Annotated in this window: 15 protein-coding genes; 5 read left to right on the forward strand and 10 right to left on the reverse strand. The window is 57.7% G+C overall.

Translation table 11 applies throughout. The features are described 5' to 3' along the window. Window positions 1-19: 19 nt before the first annotated feature. The 3 genes from treC to treR form a co-directional block, all read right to left on the reverse strand. Window positions 20-1,675, reverse strand: coding sequence for an alpha,alpha-phosphotrehalase (gene treC, locus BV390_RS12180; protein WP_085396967.1), 1,656 nt, complete (start codon window positions 1,673-1,675; stop codon window positions 20-22). Between the two features lie 51 nt (window positions 1,676-1,726). Then, window positions 1,727-3,145 carry a PTS trehalose transporter subunit IIBC gene (gene treB / locus BV390_RS12185; protein ID WP_032689779.1) on the reverse strand — a complete coding sequence of 473 codons (1,419 nt, stop codon included), beginning with the start codon at window positions 3,143-3,145 and terminating at the stop codon, window positions 1,727-1,729. A 129-nt stretch (window positions 3,146-3,274) separates the two neighbouring features. Then, entirely contained in the window at window positions 3,275-4,222 is a 948-nt protein-coding gene (gene treR / locus BV390_RS12190) for a trehalose operon repressor TreR (RefSeq protein WP_032697178.1), read from the reverse strand. A 179-nt stretch (window positions 4,223-4,401) separates the two neighbouring features. Here treR and mgtL point away from each other — a divergent pair, with 179 nt between their 5' ends. From mgtL to BV390_RS12200, 3 genes are all read left to right on the forward strand, one after another. Beyond that, window positions 4,402-4,455, forward strand: a complete 54-nt coding sequence (mgtL, locus tag BV390_RS31925; protein WP_155417144.1) for a mgtA regulatory leader peptide MgtL — start codon at window positions 4,402-4,404, stop codon at window positions 4,453-4,455. 145 nt (window positions 4,456-4,600) lie between these two features. Further along, window positions 4,601-7,309: a magnesium-translocating P-type ATPase gene (gene mgtA / locus BV390_RS12195; RefSeq protein WP_032698306.1), complete on the forward strand. Its 2,709-nt coding sequence runs from the start codon at window positions 4,601-4,603 to the stop codon at window positions 7,307-7,309. A 167-nt stretch (window positions 7,310-7,476) separates the two neighbouring features. After that, a complete protein-coding gene (locus BV390_RS12200; RefSeq protein ID WP_085396968.1) occupies window positions 7,477-9,870 on the forward strand; it encodes a beta-N-acetylhexosaminidase in 2,394 nt (797 codons plus the stop codon). A 56-nt stretch (window positions 9,871-9,926) separates the two neighbouring features. On the opposite strand, the gene ridA is transcribed toward BV390_RS12200, so the two are convergent. From ridA to BV390_RS12220, 5 genes are all read right to left on the reverse strand, one after another. After that, window positions 9,927-10,313 (reverse strand): 2-iminobutanoate/2-iminopropanoate deaminase, encoded by a 387-nt coding sequence (ridA, locus tag BV390_RS12205; protein ID WP_032689775.1) that lies wholly within the window; start codon window positions 10,311-10,313, stop codon window positions 9,927-9,929. A 168-nt stretch (window positions 10,314-10,481) separates the two neighbouring features. Continuing rightward, complete coding sequence (gene pyrI, locus BV390_RS12210; protein ID WP_004857283.1) at window positions 10,482-10,943, reverse strand: aspartate carbamoyltransferase regulatory subunit; 462 nt, start codon at window positions 10,941-10,943, stop codon at window positions 10,482-10,484. A 12-nt stretch (window positions 10,944-10,955) separates the two neighbouring features. Then, the gene (gene pyrB, locus BV390_RS12215; protein WP_085396969.1) at window positions 10,956-11,891 is read right to left on the reverse strand and encodes an aspartate carbamoyltransferase; all 936 of its coding nucleotides are present in this window, start codon (window positions 11,889-11,891) and stop codon (window positions 10,956-10,958) included. 2 nt (window positions 11,892-11,893) lie between these two features. Beyond that, on the reverse strand, window positions 11,894-11,953 hold the full coding sequence (locus BV390_RS31930; RefSeq protein WP_112150686.1) for a pyrBI operon leader peptide: 60 nt from the start codon (window positions 11,951-11,953) through the stop codon (window positions 11,894-11,896). Next, window positions 11,928-12,032 carry a pyrBI operon leader peptide gene (locus BV390_RS12220; protein ID WP_015585298.1) on the reverse strand — a complete coding sequence of 35 codons (105 nt, stop codon included), beginning with the start codon at window positions 12,030-12,032 and terminating at the stop codon, window positions 11,928-11,930. The genes BV390_RS31930 and BV390_RS12220 overlap by 26 nt, the downstream gene beginning before the upstream one ends. Window positions 12,033-12,225: 193 nt before the next feature. Between BV390_RS12220 and BV390_RS12225 the strand changes: the two genes are divergently transcribed. Next, on the forward strand, window positions 12,226-12,681 hold the full coding sequence (locus BV390_RS12225) for a NanQ anomerase/TabA/YiaL family protein (protein WP_032698304.1): 456 nt from the start codon (window positions 12,226-12,228) through the stop codon (window positions 12,679-12,681). 110 nt (window positions 12,682-12,791) lie between these two features. Here the strand turns inward: BV390_RS12225 and argF are convergent, their stop codons facing one another. Both argF and argL read right to left on the reverse strand, forming a co-directional pair. Beyond that, the gene (argF, locus tag BV390_RS12230; protein WP_046853201.1) at window positions 12,792-13,796 is read right to left on the reverse strand and encodes an ornithine carbamoyltransferase; all 1,005 of its coding nucleotides are present in this window, start codon (window positions 13,794-13,796) and stop codon (window positions 12,792-12,794) included. Further along, window positions 13,766-13,861: a putative translational regulatory protein ArgL gene (gene argL, locus BV390_RS32095; protein ID WP_371033352.1), complete on the reverse strand. Its 96-nt coding sequence runs from the start codon at window positions 13,859-13,861 to the stop codon at window positions 13,766-13,768. The genes argF and argL overlap by 31 nt, the downstream gene beginning before the upstream one ends. Window positions 13,862-13,959: 98 nt before the next feature. On the opposite strand from argL, the gene rraB reads away from it, so the two are divergent. Next, the gene (gene rraB / locus BV390_RS12235; RefSeq protein ID WP_004857292.1) at window positions 13,960-14,385 is read left to right on the forward strand and encodes a ribonuclease E inhibitor RraB; all 426 of its coding nucleotides are present in this window, start codon (window positions 13,960-13,962) and stop codon (window positions 14,383-14,385) included. Window positions 14,386-14,511: the final 126 nt, after the last annotated feature.

A 14,511-nucleotide genomic window follows, 5' to 3' on the forward strand; every position in this document is an offset into this window, starting at 1 on the left:
CTAGGCAGCGTTCCAGGGGTTACGCCTGCAGCCACCAGACTGCTTCAAACGGCCGCAGGGTCATGGCGGCAGGGCGATTTGCCGCTTCCGCGTAATTGCTCATCAATACCTGCCAGTCGCCGTCCACCTCCTCCGGCTGCCAGCTCTGGAACTCGCGGCTCAGGTTCGCCGCGACGACCAGCGTTTTCCCCTGCCACTGACGGCGATAACACCACAGCGACGGATGCTCAGGCAGCAGGTCCAGGTAATCACCCCAGGTCAGAACCGGCGTGGTTTTACGCAGCGCAATCAGCCGCTGGTAGGTGTAAAAGACCGAATCCGCATCCGCCAGCGCCGCCTCGACGTTAATCGTCCGATAGTTATCGCACAGCGCAATCCACGGTTCACCGGCGGTAAATCCGCCCTGGTCGCGAGCGTCCCACTGCATCGGCGTGCGGCTGTTGTCGCGCGATTTACTCGCCAGAATCGCCAGCAGCTCATCGGGCGCCTCCCCCTGCACCGAGCGCTCAATAAACATGTTGTGACTCTCGACGTCGCGATAATCGCCGATCTGCGAGAAGTGCGGATTGGTCATGCCAATCTCTTCGCCCTGATAAATGTAGGGAGTGCCCTGCATGCCGTGCAGGACCATCGCCAGCATTTTCGCCGCCGGTACCCGGTATTCCCCTTCATCGCCAAAACGCGACACGATGCGCGGCTGATCGTGGTTACACCAGAACAGCGCATTCCACGCCCGGTTGTGCATGCCCTGCTGCCAGTGGCTGAACAGTGCTTTCAGCGCCACGTAGTCCGGGCGCGCAAGGGTCCATTTTTCGCCGCCGGGATAGTCCACCTTCAGATGGTGGAAGTTAAAGGTCATCGACAGCTCGCGGCCGTCCTGGGCGGCATATTGCTGGCAATGTTCCAGCGAGGTGGAGGACATCTCGCCGACCGTCATCAGGTTGCGCGGCGTAAAGATATCGCGGCTCATCTCCTGCAGGAACTCGTGGACCCGCGGACCGTCGGTATAAAAACGGCGGCCATCGCCCTGGGTATCCGACGGGAAGGTTTGATCTTTCGAAATCAGGTTGACCACATCGAGGCGCAGGCCGTCGACGCCGCGGTCGGCCCAGAACTCGCACACCTTTTTGAGTTCCGCACGGACCGCCGGGTTTTCCCAGTTGAGATCCGCCTGCTCTGCGGCGAACAGATGCAGGTAGTACTGTCCGCTCTCCGCGTGCCACTGCCAGGCGTTGCCGCCAAACTTCGAACGCCAGTTATTGGGCGGCGTTGTCGGTTCGCCATCGCGCCAGATATAAAACTGGCGGTACGGGCTCGCTTTATTCAACGACTCGCGGAACCAGGCGTGGGCGGTAGAGGTATGGTTGAAAACCATATCCAGCACGATACGGATCCCGCGGGCTTTCGCCTGAGCGACCAGTTCGTCGAAATCATCCAGCGTGCCGTAAGTGGGGTCGATGGCGGTATAGTTCGCGACATCGTAGCCGTTATCGACCTGCGGAGAGACGTAGAAAGGCGTCAGCCAGATGGCGTCCACGCCAAGTTTTTGCAGATAGTCGAGGCGCGAGGTGACCCCACGCAGATCGCCGGTACCGCTGCCGGTCGTGTCCTGGAAACTCTTCGGATAAATTTGATAAATAACGCCGTTTTGCCACCAGTGGGGGAGGGTATTCATATCGCTTTCCTGCTACAACGAAGGGGCGCCAGCGCGCCCCGGAAGAAAAAATCAGACAATCTGTAATGTGCCCTGACGGAACTTACGCTGATAAACGACGGTGGTGAGCACAATCGGCACCACTACCGCGATGACCATTGCTAAACCGTACACCTGCCAGTAAGTCGGTTGAATGGAGAGGATGCCCGGCAGCCCACCGACGCCGATCCCGTTCGCCATGACGCCATTCAGGCCGCACAGCAAGCCGGCAAGACCCGAGCCGATCATCGCGCAGAGCATCGGGAAGCGGTATTTCAGGTTGATCCCGTACATCGCCGGTTCGGTTACCCCGAGGTAGGCCGAGATAGCGGCCGGCACCGAGATCTCACGTTCGTTCTGTTTGCGGCTGGCGATAATAATCCCGACCACTGCCGAAGCCTGAGCGATGTTGGACAGCGCAATCAGCGGCCATACCGGCGTACCGCCCATGCTTTGAATCATCTGCATATCGATAGCCAGCGTGGTCTGATGGACCCCGGTAATGACCAATGGAGCGTAGAGGAAGCCGAACAGCGCGGCGCCAATCGGCGCGAAGCTACCGGTCATCAGGTGGCGCACGGCAAAGGCGACGCCATCGCCGATCATGCGGCCAAACGGACCGATAAAGGCGTGGGCGAGGAACACCGCCAGAATCAGGGAGCAGACCGGCACCACCACCAGATAGAGGTAGTCAGGCACGATGCGTTTCAGGCGTGTTTCGATAAAGCCGAGCGCCAGACCCGCCAGCAGCGCCGGGATGACCTGCGCCTGGTAGCCGACCTTCGCAATCGTAAACAGGCCGAAGTTCCATACTTCCGGCACCTGCTGGCCCAGCATATAAGCGTTCATCAGCTGTGGAGAGACCAGCGTGACGCCGAGCACGATGCCGAGGATCGGCGTGCCGCCCATTTTCTTCACCGCTGACCAGCAGATACCCACCGGCAGGTAGAAGAAGATGGCTTCGCCAATCAGCCACAGGAAGTCATAAATGGTTTTCAGCGACGGGTGCATTTGCGCCAGCGTTTGCCCGTTGCTCATCGGCAGATCGCCGATCACGTTACGGAAACCGAGGATCAGACCGCCGCTGATCAGCGCCGGCAGCAGCGGGAAGAAGATCTCGGCAAAATGCGAGATCAGCTGCTCGTGCCACTTCATATTTTGCCGCGCCGCCTGCTTGGCCTGTTCCTTATCGGCAGACGCTTTGCCGGTGGTCGCCAGCAGGGCTTTGTAGTAATCGCCGACTTCTGTGCCGATCACCACCTGGAACTGCCCGGCGTTGGTAAAGCAGCCTTTCACCATGCGAAGCTGCTCAATTTCTTTTGGTTTGGCGATGGCCGGATTGTTCAGCACAAAGCGTAGACGGGTAATACAGTGACTGACGGTCGCAATGTTATCGCGCCCGCCGACCAGTTCGATTAATTTATCGATGTCCTGCTGATTTACTTTGCTCATTATGAGGCCTCAAAACAGAGGGAAGAGATTGCGTAATGACCTGAGACGAATCCTAACCGCTCCGTTCAACTTTCAAAATGGGAACGTTCCCGAAACGCAGCAACGATCACATAAATCCAACAAACGAGCTTAAATCAGCGCGGCGGGAATGACGATTTGACGTGGTTCTGCCTGGCCGCCGATCTGGGCGATCAGCTGTTGGGCCGCCTGGCGACCGGCCTCGGCGTAACCGGGATTCACGGTCAGGATTTCCGGATGGAGGAACTTCATCAGCGGCGTACTGCCGACGCTGGCGACCTGCAGATGTCCAATACGTTGCTCTTGCAAATACTTGCTGGCGCCGAGGGCGAGGGTATCGGTCGCGCACAGCAGCGCGCTGGTATCGGGGGTCAGCACGCTGGCGACATTTTCATAGCCCTGTTTCATGGCCAGTCCCGGCAGGGCGGCAGACGGGGTCAACTGGTGCTGCTCGCAAAAATTGAGGTAGGCCTGATGGCGGCGTTGCCCGGTGGTGACGTCGCTATGCGGTACCCCGAGGAAGCTGATATGCCGATGGCCGCCATCGTACAGACGCTGCATCAGCATGTTCACCGCGCCGTTGTCGTCGTAGCAGACGGAGGCGAATCCCGGCGCGTCGCGGGCCAGCAGCACCATCGATTCCCGCCACGGCGTCAACATCTCTTCGGTAATGCCGGTAAAGCCGAACAGCACCACGCCGTCGATATTGCGGCGGGCGAGGATCCCAAGGTGCTCGCCGACCAGCGCGGGAGAGAACTGACTTTCCATCATAATCGGATCGTAACCCTGCTCGTAAAAGGCGGGCAGCATCGTCTGTACGGCAAGGTTTTCCGACAGCGAGTCAAGACGGGTGACGATAATCGCGACCACTTTATCGCTTTGACCACGCATCGCCCGCGCTGAGCGGGAGGGCGAGAAGCCGTGCTGCTGCATCACCGCCTCGACCCGTTCACGGGTGCGCTCATTGACGCCGCTTTCATTATTAAGCACGCGGGATACCGTCGATTTCCCGACGCCGCTTAAGCGCGCGATATCTTTGATGGTCAGCCGGTTTTGCATGCAGAGGTCTCGTCGTGGTCCGATAAAAGTGAGCCTAATGCTACTCAACCAAACCGCAATGAGCAAAGTCTGGTTTACGTCTTGTTTAGTTACGCGGGGTTATCATTAAGACAGTGGCTATAAATTGCCTGTTGTTCGCGGTACTCTCGCGCCGCTTTTACTCACTTACCGGAGATTATATGGACCCCGATCCCACTCCTCATCCTCGATGGAGTTATATCCTTTTCCGGTAAGCCTGCTTAGCACTGCTTTACCGGAAGCGTAAAGCAGTGACGTCCTTGATGTCCCTGCCATAAAAAAATAATACCGGACAGGTAAGGTTGTATCGTGCCTGTCTGTTTTGCCGCGTTCTTTTGTAAGAGCGTGGAGGGACTGTTTATGCTGAAAAATATCACCCGGCAGCTGTTTGCACAGCTCAGCCGCCATTTGCCGCGCCGACTGGTTCAGCGCGATCCGTTACCTGATGCCCGCAATCTGGCCACCGCGCCGATTCCGGATTCGCTGGGTAAGCACTGCCTGAACGTGGCGGCGATGGACGAAAATGAAATCTGGCGCGCCTTCGAAAGCCACCCGGAAGGGCTTAACGATGCCGAGGTTGCGCAGAAAATTGCCCGCCACGGCGATAACCAAATTCCGGCGCAAAAACCGGCGCCGTGGTGGGTGCACCTCTGGACCTGCTACCGCAACCCGTTCAACCTGCTGCTGACCGTGCTGGGTATCGTCTCGTATGCGACGGAAGACCTGTTTGCTGCCGGCGTGATTGCGCTGATGGTGGGGATCTCCACGCTGCTCAATTTCATTCAGGAAGCCCGCTCGACCAAAGCGGCGGATGCGCTGAAGGCGATGGTCAGCAACACCGCGACGGTGCTGCGGGTGGTCAACGAACAGGGCGAAAGCCGCTGGTGCGAACTGCCGATTGACCGCCTGGTGCCGGGCGATATCGTGAAGCTGTCGGCCGGGGATATGATCCCGGCGGACCTGCGTATTCTTCAGGCGCGGGATCTGTTCGTGGCCCAGGCATCGCTGACCGGTGAATCGCTGCCGGTGGAAAAAGTGGCCCGCAGCCGCGACCCGCAGCAGAGCAACCCGCTTGAGTGCGATACCCTGTGCTTTATGGGCACCAACGTGGTGAGCGGGTCGGCGCAGGCGATGGTCTTCGCCACCGGCGGCAACACCTGGTTTGGTCAGTTGGCCGGGCGGGTTAGCGAGCAGGAGAGCGAACCCAATGCTTTCCAGAAAGGTATCAGCCGCGTCAGCATGCTGTTGATCCGCTTTATGCTGGTGATGGCGCCGGTGGTGCTGCTGATTAACGGCTACACCAAAGGCGACTGGTGGGAAGCGGCGCTGTTTGCCCTTTCGGTGGCGGTAGGCCTGACGCCGGAGATGTTGCCGATGATTGTCACCTCGACCCTGGCGCGCGGGGCGGTGAAGCTGTCGAAACAGAAAGTCATTGTGAAGCACCTCGACGCGATTCAGAACTTTGGCGCGATGGACATCCTGTGCACGGATAAAACCGGCACCCTGACTCAGGATAAAATCGTGCTGGAAAACCATACTGATATTTCCGGTAAGGTCAGCGAGCGGGTTCTGCATTGCGCATGGCTGAACAGCCACTATCAGACCGGGTTGAAAAACCTGCTCGATAAGGCGGTGCTGGAAGGCGTAGATCTGGATGCGGCGCGCCAGCTTTCTGAACGCTGGCAGAAAGTCGATGAAATTCCGTTCGACTTCGAACGTCGCCGTATGTCGGTGGTGGTGAGTGAACAGGATGGCGTGCATCAGCTGATCTGCAAAGGCGCGCTACAGGAGATCCTGAACGTCTCGACTCAGGTGCGGCATAACGGTGAAATCGTGCCGCTGGACGATACCATGCTGCGCCGTATCAAACGCGTCACCGATACCCTGAATCGCCAGGGGCTGCGCGTGGTGGCGGTGGCGACCAAATATCTGCCCGCCCGCGAAGGCGACTATCAGCGCATTGACGAGTCCGATCTGATCCTTGAAGGCTACATCGCCTTCCTCGACCCGCCGAAAGAGACCACCGCCCCGGCGCTGAAAGCGCTGAAGGCCAGCGGGATTACCGTCAAAATTCTCACCGGCGATAGCGAGCTGGTGGCGGCGAAAGTGTGCCATGAAGTGGGTCTGGACGCCGGCGAGGTCGTCACCGGTAGCCAGATTGAAGGCATGAGCGATGACGAGCTGGCGGCGCTGGCCAAACGCACGACCCTGTTTGCCCGTCTTGCGCCGTTACATAAAGAGCGAATCGTCACGCTGCTTAAACGCGAAGGTCATGTGGTCGGCTTTATGGGCGACGGCATCAACGATGCGCCGGCGCTGCGCGCGGCGGATATCGGTATCTCCGTGGATGGCGCGGTGGATATTGCGCGTGAAGCGGCGGATATTATTCTGCTGGAAAAAAGCCTGATGGTGCTGGAAGAGGGGGTGATCGAAGGACGCCGCACTTTCGCCAACATGCTGAAGTACATCAAAATGACCGCCAGTTCGAACTTTGGTAACGTCTTCAGCGTGCTGGTGGCGAGCGCCTTTCTGCCGTTCCTGCCGATGCTGCCGCTGCACTTGCTGATCCAGAACCTGCTGTACGATGTATCCCAGGTGGCGATCCCGTTTGATAACGTCGACGACGAGCAGATTCAAAAACCGCAGCGCTGGAACCCCTCGGAACTGGGGCGCTTTATGGTCTTCTTTGGCCCGATAAGCTCGATTTTCGATATCCTGACCTTCTGCCTGATGTGGTGGGTGTTCCAGGCCAATGTGCCGGAAGCCCAGACGCTGTTCCAGTCGGGCTGGTTTATTGAAGGGCTGCTGTCGCAAACGCTGATTGTGCATATGATCCGTACGCGACGCATTCCGTTTGTTCAGAGCCGCGCCGCGTGGCCGCTGTTTGCCATGACGCTGGTGGTGATGCTGGTTGGTATCGCGCTGCCGTTCTCGCCGCTGGCGGGCTATCTGCAGCTGCAGGCCCTGCCGCTGAGCTACTTCCCGTGGCTGATTGCTATTCTGGCAGGCTACATGACGCTGACGCAGATGGTAAAAGGCTTCTACAGCCGTCGCTACGGCTGGCAATAACCCCTCTTTGTGCCGACCGTTCTCCCTCAAGGGAGGACGGTCTTTTTGGCATTTCTCTTAAATCTCAGAAAGTTGTGAACCCCGTCATCCCCTTTGCTTGACGCTCTTTTGCGCGCATGTTAACCCAATGTTTTGCTTTTTTTGGCCCGTCATCACAAGGAAAACTCATGCTTAACTCTGTGCGTTATGGCCTGCTGACCAGCGGATTATTATTTGGCGCGATGGCACATGCCGCTCCGGCCGGCGATCTGCCGCTGATGCCGTGGCCGGCTCACGTCGAACGCCCGCAGTCGCCGGGCGCGTTGGTGTTGAATCATCAGCTGACGCTGAACGTGACCGGCGACGTGCCCGGCGACGCCGTAGGCCGCTGGCGCGAGCGCATTGCCCGCCAGACCGGCTGGACGCTACAACCGCAAATGGCGCCGGTTAACACGCCGACAATTCACGTGGTGGTGGCCAAAAAAGTGCCGGCGATTCCTCGCCCTGACAGTGATGAAAGCTACCAGCTGAAGGTGACCGCCGAGGGCGTTACCCTCAAGGCGAATACCCGGTTTGGCGCGCTGCGCGGGATGGAAACGCTGCTCCAGCTGATGCACAACGGCGCTGAAAATACGGCGATTCCTTACGTCACGATTGATGATGCGCCGCGCTTCCCGTGGCGCGGGCTGCTGCTGGATTCCGCTCGCCACTTCATACCGCTGGAGGCTATTAAACGCCAGATTGACGGCATGGCGGCGGCTAAACTGAACGTTTTCCACTGGCATCTGACCGACGATCAGGGCTGGCGCTTCGCTTCCACGCGGTATCCGAAACTGCAACAGAAGGCCAGCGACGGGCTGTTTTATACTCAGGCGCAGATGAAAGAGGTGGTGCGCTACGCGGCGGACCGTGGCATTCGCGTGGTGCCGGAAATCGATATGCCCGGCCACGCGTCCGCGATTGCGGTGGCCTACCCGGAGCTGATGAGCGCTCCGGGGCCCTACGACATGGAGCGTCATTGGGGCGTACTGAAACCCGTGCTCGATCCCAGCAAAGAGACCACCTACGCCTTTGCCGAGGCGATGATCGGCGAGCTGGCGGCTATTTTCCCGGACCCGTATCTGCATATCGGCGGCGATGAGGTTGACGACAGTCAGTGGAAAGCGAATCCGACTATCCAGGCGTTTATGCGCGAGAAGGGGCTGGCCGATAGCCACGCGCTGCAGGCGTACTTCAACCGCAGGCTGGAGGCGATCCTCGAAAAATACCATCGGCAGATGGTGGGCTGGGATGAAATTTATCACCCGGACCTGCCGAAAAGCATTCTGATTCAGTCCTGGCAGGGGCAGGATGCGCTGGGCGAGGTGGCAAAACAGGGCTATCGCGGGATCCTCTCCACCGGTTTCTATCTCGACCAGCCGCAGTACACCGCCTATCACTATCGCAATGAAATTGTGCCTCAGGGGCTGAACGGCGTGGATACGATAAGTGATAACGACAGCGCGCAGAGCTGGAGCTTCTCGATGCCGCGGCTGAAGGGCAGCGCGGTTGAGGGGAGCTTTACACTGGTTAAAGGCGAGGGCGGCTGGCGCGGTTTTATTGATTTCAAAGGCAAATCTCGTCGTGCGGTGCAGGATATTGAATGGGGCGACGACGATCGGCTGACCTTTCGGGTCGACACCTGGATGGGGGAAACCCGACCGGTGCTGCGCGTGAACGACGATAAGCTGGGCGGCTATTTCCTGCTGGGCAACACCCGCTATCCGGTCAGCGGGAAAAAGCTGGAAGCGGTGCCCCAGGGCACGCCGCCGGTGGTCCCGGATACGGACCAGCAGAAAAACCTGCTCGGCGGTGAGGCGGCGCTGTGGGCGGAAAACGTGGCGGCGCCGGTGCTGGATATTAAACTCTGGCCGCGGGCCTTTGCGGTGGCGGAGCGGTTGTGGTCGGCGCAGGATGTCAACGACAGCGATAACATGTATCAGCGGCTCCAGGCGATGGACAGCTGGTCTACGGTGTCGGTTGGCCTGCAGCAACATACCCAGCAGCTGGTGCAGTTCACGCGCTTAGCCAACGGCAGCAGCACCCTGCCGCTGCAAATTCTCGCTCAGGCGCTGGAGCCGGCGCACTACTACACCCGCCAGCATCTGAAATTTCAGGCTAATCATTATCATCTGTTTGAGCCGCTGAACCGCCTCGCCGATGCGCTACCGGCGGAAAGCGCCACCGTGCGCAGCCTCGATCGTTGGGCGGCGCGCTTGATCAGCGATGCTGAAGACAGCGAAAGCGCGGATGCGCTGCGCCATATTTTTACCCTCTGGCAAAATAATATCGCCGATGCGCAGGCGCTGACGGAAAACAGCTATCAGCTGGCGGCGATAAAGCCGGTGGTGGCGCAGGTGGATAAGCTGGCGACGCTGGGGATACGGTTGACCGATCTGGTGGCGCGTCAGGGAACGCTGGATGATAAAGAGTATGCGTCGGTTCAGGCGCAGCTCGACGAGGCGGCGAAAACCCAGGATGAGCTGGTGATTGCGGCGGTCTATCCGCTGGAAAAACTGCTGCGGGCGACGAAGGTCGAGTAGTGAAACTCCCTCACCCGGCGCAGCGATAAAGGCGCATGGGTGAGGGGATGCGAGGCTTAGCGACGAATCGCGATCGCTTCGATCTCGATTTTCACATCTTTCGGCAGGCGAGCCACTTCCACACAGGAACGTGCCGGGAAGGTCGCATTATGCTCGCTGAAAAACGCTTCATAAGCGGCATTCACGGTGGCGAAGTCGTTGAGATCTTTAACGAATACGGTGGTTTTAACAATGTCGCCGACTTTCAGGCCTGCGGCTTCAACGATAGCTTTGACGTTGTCCAGAGACTGACGCGCCTGCGCGGCGACATCTTCCGGCACGCTACCGGTTTTCGGATCGACGGGGATCTGGCCGGAAGTGATGATCATGCTGCCCAGATCAACACCCTGAACATACGGGCCGATTGCTGCTGGTGCATTTTCCGTCGCGATAGTTTTAGACATGAGTTCTCCTGAATAACAGCATTATTAAGTAGTGACGCAAAATCCTTCGAGTTGCATCGACGCGGCACGGGGCGAACCGCCCGCACGGCCGACAAAGAAGCAGCTTGAAGGATAGCGCGTAGGGAACCCGGCCATTATAGGGAGCCGGGTTGCCAATACCAACCTCAATTAGTTGGCCAGAACCACATAATGCGAAAACTCTTTTTCACAATATTTGCACTTCAGCGCGATATCGTTTTCCCGCTTTTTCACTGCAAAGCTGGAGGAAACCGGCTCAGCGTGGCTGATACAGTTGCTGTTCGGGCAGACCAGCACGCTGTTAATCCGATCCGGCAGATTCGGGCGTGACTTACCGACCACTTCATAATCATCGATGCGGTTGACCGTGGCATGCGGGGCATACAGCGCCAGCTGGTTCACCTGCTCGTCGGTGAGGAAGGTATTCTCAATTTTTACCAGGTCCTTGCGGCCCATTTCACCTGACGGCAGGTTCAGGCCGATGGTGATACGCTGATCCGTTTCGGTCAGTTTGAACAACGTCAGCAGTTTAAAGCCCACCTGCGCAGGGATGTGGTCGATAACGGTGCCACGTTTAATGGCTTCTACCTGCAGTTTATTATCGTGTGTCATGGTCGTTTCCCCTTACAGAGCCAGCTCGCTATTCAGTACCAGTGCCAGTAACGCCTGGCGTGCGAAGATGCCGTTGCCGGCCTGCTGGAAGTACCAGGCGTGCGGCGTTTTATCGACATCGGTGGTGATTTCATCAATGCGCGGCAGCGGGTGCAGCACTTTCATATTGTGACGGGCGCCTTCGAGGTCGGCGGCGCGCAGGACAAACTGCGCTTTGACGTTGGCGTATTCCGACGGGTCAAGGCGCTCTTTCTGGACGCGGGTCATGTACAGAATATCCAGCTCTCCCATCACTTCATCAATGGCGCTGTGCACGCTCCAGGCAATCCCTTTCTCATCCAGCATATCGAGGATGTACTGCGGCATCGCCAGCGCATCCGGGGCGATAAAGTAGAAGCGGTTGCCGTTAAATTTCGCCAGCGCCTGGGTCAGCGAATGGACGGTGCGGCCATATTTGAGGTCACCGACCATCGCGACGTTGAGGTTTTCCAGACGGCGCTGAGTTTCCTGGATGGTGAAGAGATCCAGCAGGGTCTGCGTCGGGTGCTGGTTAGCGCCATCGCCGGCGTTAAGGACCGGGATACCGCCGGAAAACTCGGTCGCCAGACGCGAAGCCCCTTCCTGCGGGTGACGCATCACGATGGCGTCGACGTAGGTGCTGATGACCGAAATGGTGTCGGCCAGGGTTTCGCCTTTTTTGCCCAGCGAGGTGTTGCTGCTGTCGGAGAAGCCCACTACGCTGGCGCCGAGGCGGTGCATCGAGGTTTCAAACGACAGACGGGTACGGGTGGAGGCTTCAAAGAAACAGCTGGCGATAACCTTATGCTTCAGCAGTTCCGGCTGTGGGTTCGCTTTCAGTTTTGCAGCGGTCGCCAGGACCAGTTCGAGGTCTTCTCGGCTGAGATCGTTTATGGAAATGATATGTTTTTGATATAGCGGGTTAGCCATGTTTATCTCCTGACGCCTGGGCAAAAAAAAAGCCCCTTAAATAAGGGGCTTCGAGAATTCATTGAGCAACGGAAAGAAAAACGCTACGCCAGCGCCTGTGTTCAGACGCGGTAAGACAGAATGTCGTACGCAGTAGACCATGCTTCCTCCCGGCAAATCGACCGGCATTATACGCAGCTCAAATTTCGGATCAAGCGATTAGTACACAAACAAGAAAACGATTGCTTCGATAAGGCTGCGCCAGCGCAAAAAACCGTAAAAAAGAGGTGGTATGGCAGTGTGAAGGGGCGTATAAAAACAAAAATGAAAAGCTGTTTTATCTTTGAGGGGTTCTATGATCGTTGGTCACATTCACCATCTGCAGGCCTGGCTGCCGGACGCGTTGCGTCAGGCGATTGAGCACGTTAAAGCCCACGTGAGCGAAGAGACGCCGCCCGGCAAATACGATATTGACGGTAGCAACGTGTTTTATATGATTTCGGAAGATACGACCGAACCTCTTGCCGCCCGCCGCGCGGAATACCATGCGCGCTATCTGGATATCCAGATTGTGCTGCGCGGCCAGGAGGCCATGACCTTCAGCACCCGCCCTGCCGCTGGCACCCCGGACATCGACTGGCTGGCGGAGAGAGATATTGCGTTTCTGTCGGCCGGCGAACAGGAGCAAACCGTCATTCTGAACGAGGGCGATTTTGTGGTCTTTTACCCGGGAGAAGTGCATAAGCCGCTGTGTACCGTGGGCGAACCGGCCAAAGTGCGTAAGGCGGTAGTGAAGATCCTGATGGCGTAAAAAATCCCCGGGTGGCGCGACGCTTACCGGGGCTACGGGGAGGTAGCCCGGATAAGTCTGGTTGCCCGGATAAGCGTCGCGCAATCCGGGAACATCCCGCGAGAGAACGACTATTTACTCAGCGTCGCCACCATCACCGCTTTGATGGTGTGCATCCGGTTTTCCGCCTGATCGAAGACGATGCTTGCCGGCGACTCAAAGACCTCGTCAGTCACTTCCATGCCGCCATGCAGGCCGTATTCCGCCGCCATCTGTTGACCAAGGGTCGTTTGATCGTCATGGAACGCGGGCAGACAGTGCAGAAATTTCACCTGCGGATTACCGGTCAGCGCCATCATGTCGCTATTCACCTGATAAGCGCGCAGTAACGCAATGCGCTCCGCCCATTTCTCTTTGGCTTCGCCCATCGAGACCCACACGTCGGTGTAGATAAAGTCGGCCCCTTTCACGCCCGCCGCGATATCTTCGGTCAGCGTGATGTTGCCGCCGTGTTTCTGCGCCAGCGCCCGGCATTCCGCCACCAGATTCTCTTCGGGCCAGCAGGCCTTCGGAGCCACCAGGCGCAGATCCAGGCCGGTCAAGGCCGCGGCTTCGAGCATGGAGTTGCCCATGTTGTTGCGGGCGTCGCCTGCATACACCAGGGTCATTTCGTTAAAGGCTTTCCCCGGCAGATGCTCCTGCATGGTCAAGAGATCCGCCAGCAGCTGGGTAGGATGAAACTCGTTGGTCAGGCCGTTCCATACCGGAACACCGGCATATTCGGCAAGGGTTTCGACCACTTCCTGACCATGGCCGCGGTACTGAATACCATCATACATCCGGCCCAGCACGCGGGCGGTATCCTTAATGGATTCTTTATGGCCGATCTGGCTGCCGCTTGGCCCGAGATAAGTGACGCGGGCACCCTGATCAAATGCGGCAACTTCGAAAGAGCATCGTGTCCGGGTAGAGTCTTTTTCGAAGATGAGCGCGATGTTTTTTCCAGCCAGATGCTGGATTTCAATACCGTTTTTTTTATCGGTTTTCAGTCTGGCCGCCAGCTTCAGCAGGGCGGTGATTTCCGCAGGGGTAAAATCGAGTAACTTTAAAAAATGCTTCTGGTAAAACGCGGACATGATTCCCTCACATGGCTTAAGCCCCTTATTGAATTAAAATTCAATTTATATGTATGAATATTCATTTGCAACCCCGTGACACAAATCTTTCGCACAAAGGTGGAGGCAATCACGGCGGTATGTGACAATAGAAGTATCTGCCGCACATTATGAGGAACGAGCCATGGCAAACCCGGAACTACTGGAAGAACAGCGTGAAGAAACGCGTCTGATTATCGAAGAGCTGCTCGAAGACGGCAGCGATCCGGACGCGCTGTACACCATTGAACACCATCTCTCTGCCGACGACTTTGAAACGCTGGAGAAAGTGGCTGTCGAGGCCTTCAAGCTGGGTTACGAAGTGACCGAGCCGGAAGAGCTGGAAGTGGAAGAAGGCGAAGTGGTTATCTGCTGTGACATCCTGAGCGAAAGCGCCCTGAAGGTGGAGCTGATTGATGCCCAGGTTGAGCAACTGATGACGCTGGCGGAAAAATTCGGCGTCGAATATGACGGTTGGGGCACTTACTATGAAGACCCGAACGGTGAAGAGGGCGATGAAGAAGATGACGACGATCTCGTCGATGAAGACGATGACGGCGTTCGCCACTAAGTAAATCTGCACGTCATCCTTCAGGCCGCGTCTTTGCTGGCTACGCACAGGAACCCCGGCGACATCGTTCTCTATGTTGTCGGGGTTTTCGTCTCGTTATACCCTGAACAATAATTGTGTCTGTTT

It is taken from the genome of Klebsiella sp. YJ (assembly GCF_002108615.1).
Classification (GTDB): domain Bacteria; phylum Pseudomonadota; class Gammaproteobacteria; order Enterobacterales; family Enterobacteriaceae; genus Klebsiella; species Klebsiella planticola.

What these genes read in the sequence shown, in the direction of transcription:
- pyrB (WP_085396969.1), bottom strand. Translation starts at nt 11,891, where the DNA reads ATGGCTAACCCGCTATATCAAAAACATATCATTTCCATAAACGATCTC.
- BV390_RS12200 (WP_085396968.1), top strand. Translation starts at nt 7,477, where the DNA reads ATGCTTAACTCTGTGCGTTATGGCCTGCTGACCAGCGGATTATTATTT.
- treR (WP_032697178.1), bottom strand. Translation starts at nt 4,222, where the DNA reads ATGCAAAACCGGCTGACCATCAAAGATATCGCGCGCTTAAGCGGCGTC.
- mgtA (WP_032698306.1), top strand. Translation starts at nt 4,601, where the DNA reads ATGCTGAAAAATATCACCCGGCAGCTGTTTGCACAGCTCAGCCGCCAT.
- BV390_RS12225 (WP_032698304.1), top strand. Translation starts at nt 12,226, where the DNA reads ATGATCGTTGGTCACATTCACCATCTGCAGGCCTGGCTGCCGGACGCG.
- argF (WP_046853201.1), bottom strand. Translation starts at nt 13,796, where the DNA reads ATGTCCGCGTTTTACCAGAAGCATTTTTTAAAGTTACTCGATTTTACC.
- rraB (WP_004857292.1), top strand. Translation starts at nt 13,960, where the DNA reads ATGGCAAACCCGGAACTACTGGAAGAACAGCGTGAAGAAACGCGTCTG.
- BV390_RS12220 (WP_015585298.1), bottom strand. Translation starts at nt 12,032, where the DNA reads ATGGTCTACTGCGTACGACATTCTGTCTTACCGCGTCTGAACACAGGC.
- ridA (WP_032689775.1), bottom strand. Translation starts at nt 10,313, where the DNA reads ATGTCTAAAACTATCGCGACGGAAAATGCACCAGCAGCAATCGGCCCG.
- treC (WP_085396967.1), bottom strand. Translation starts at nt 1,675, where the DNA reads ATGAATACCCTCCCCCACTGGTGGCAAAACGGCGTTATTTATCAAATT.
- pyrI (WP_004857283.1), bottom strand. Translation starts at nt 10,943, where the DNA reads ATGACACACGATAATAAACTGCAGGTAGAAGCCATTAAACGTGGCACC.
- treB (WP_032689779.1), bottom strand. Translation starts at nt 3,145, where the DNA reads ATGAGCAAAGTAAATCAGCAGGACATCGATAAATTAATCGAACTGGTC.
- argL (WP_371033352.1), bottom strand. Translation starts at nt 13,861, where the DNA reads ATGAATATTCATACATATAAATTGAATTTTAATTCAATAAGGGGCTTA.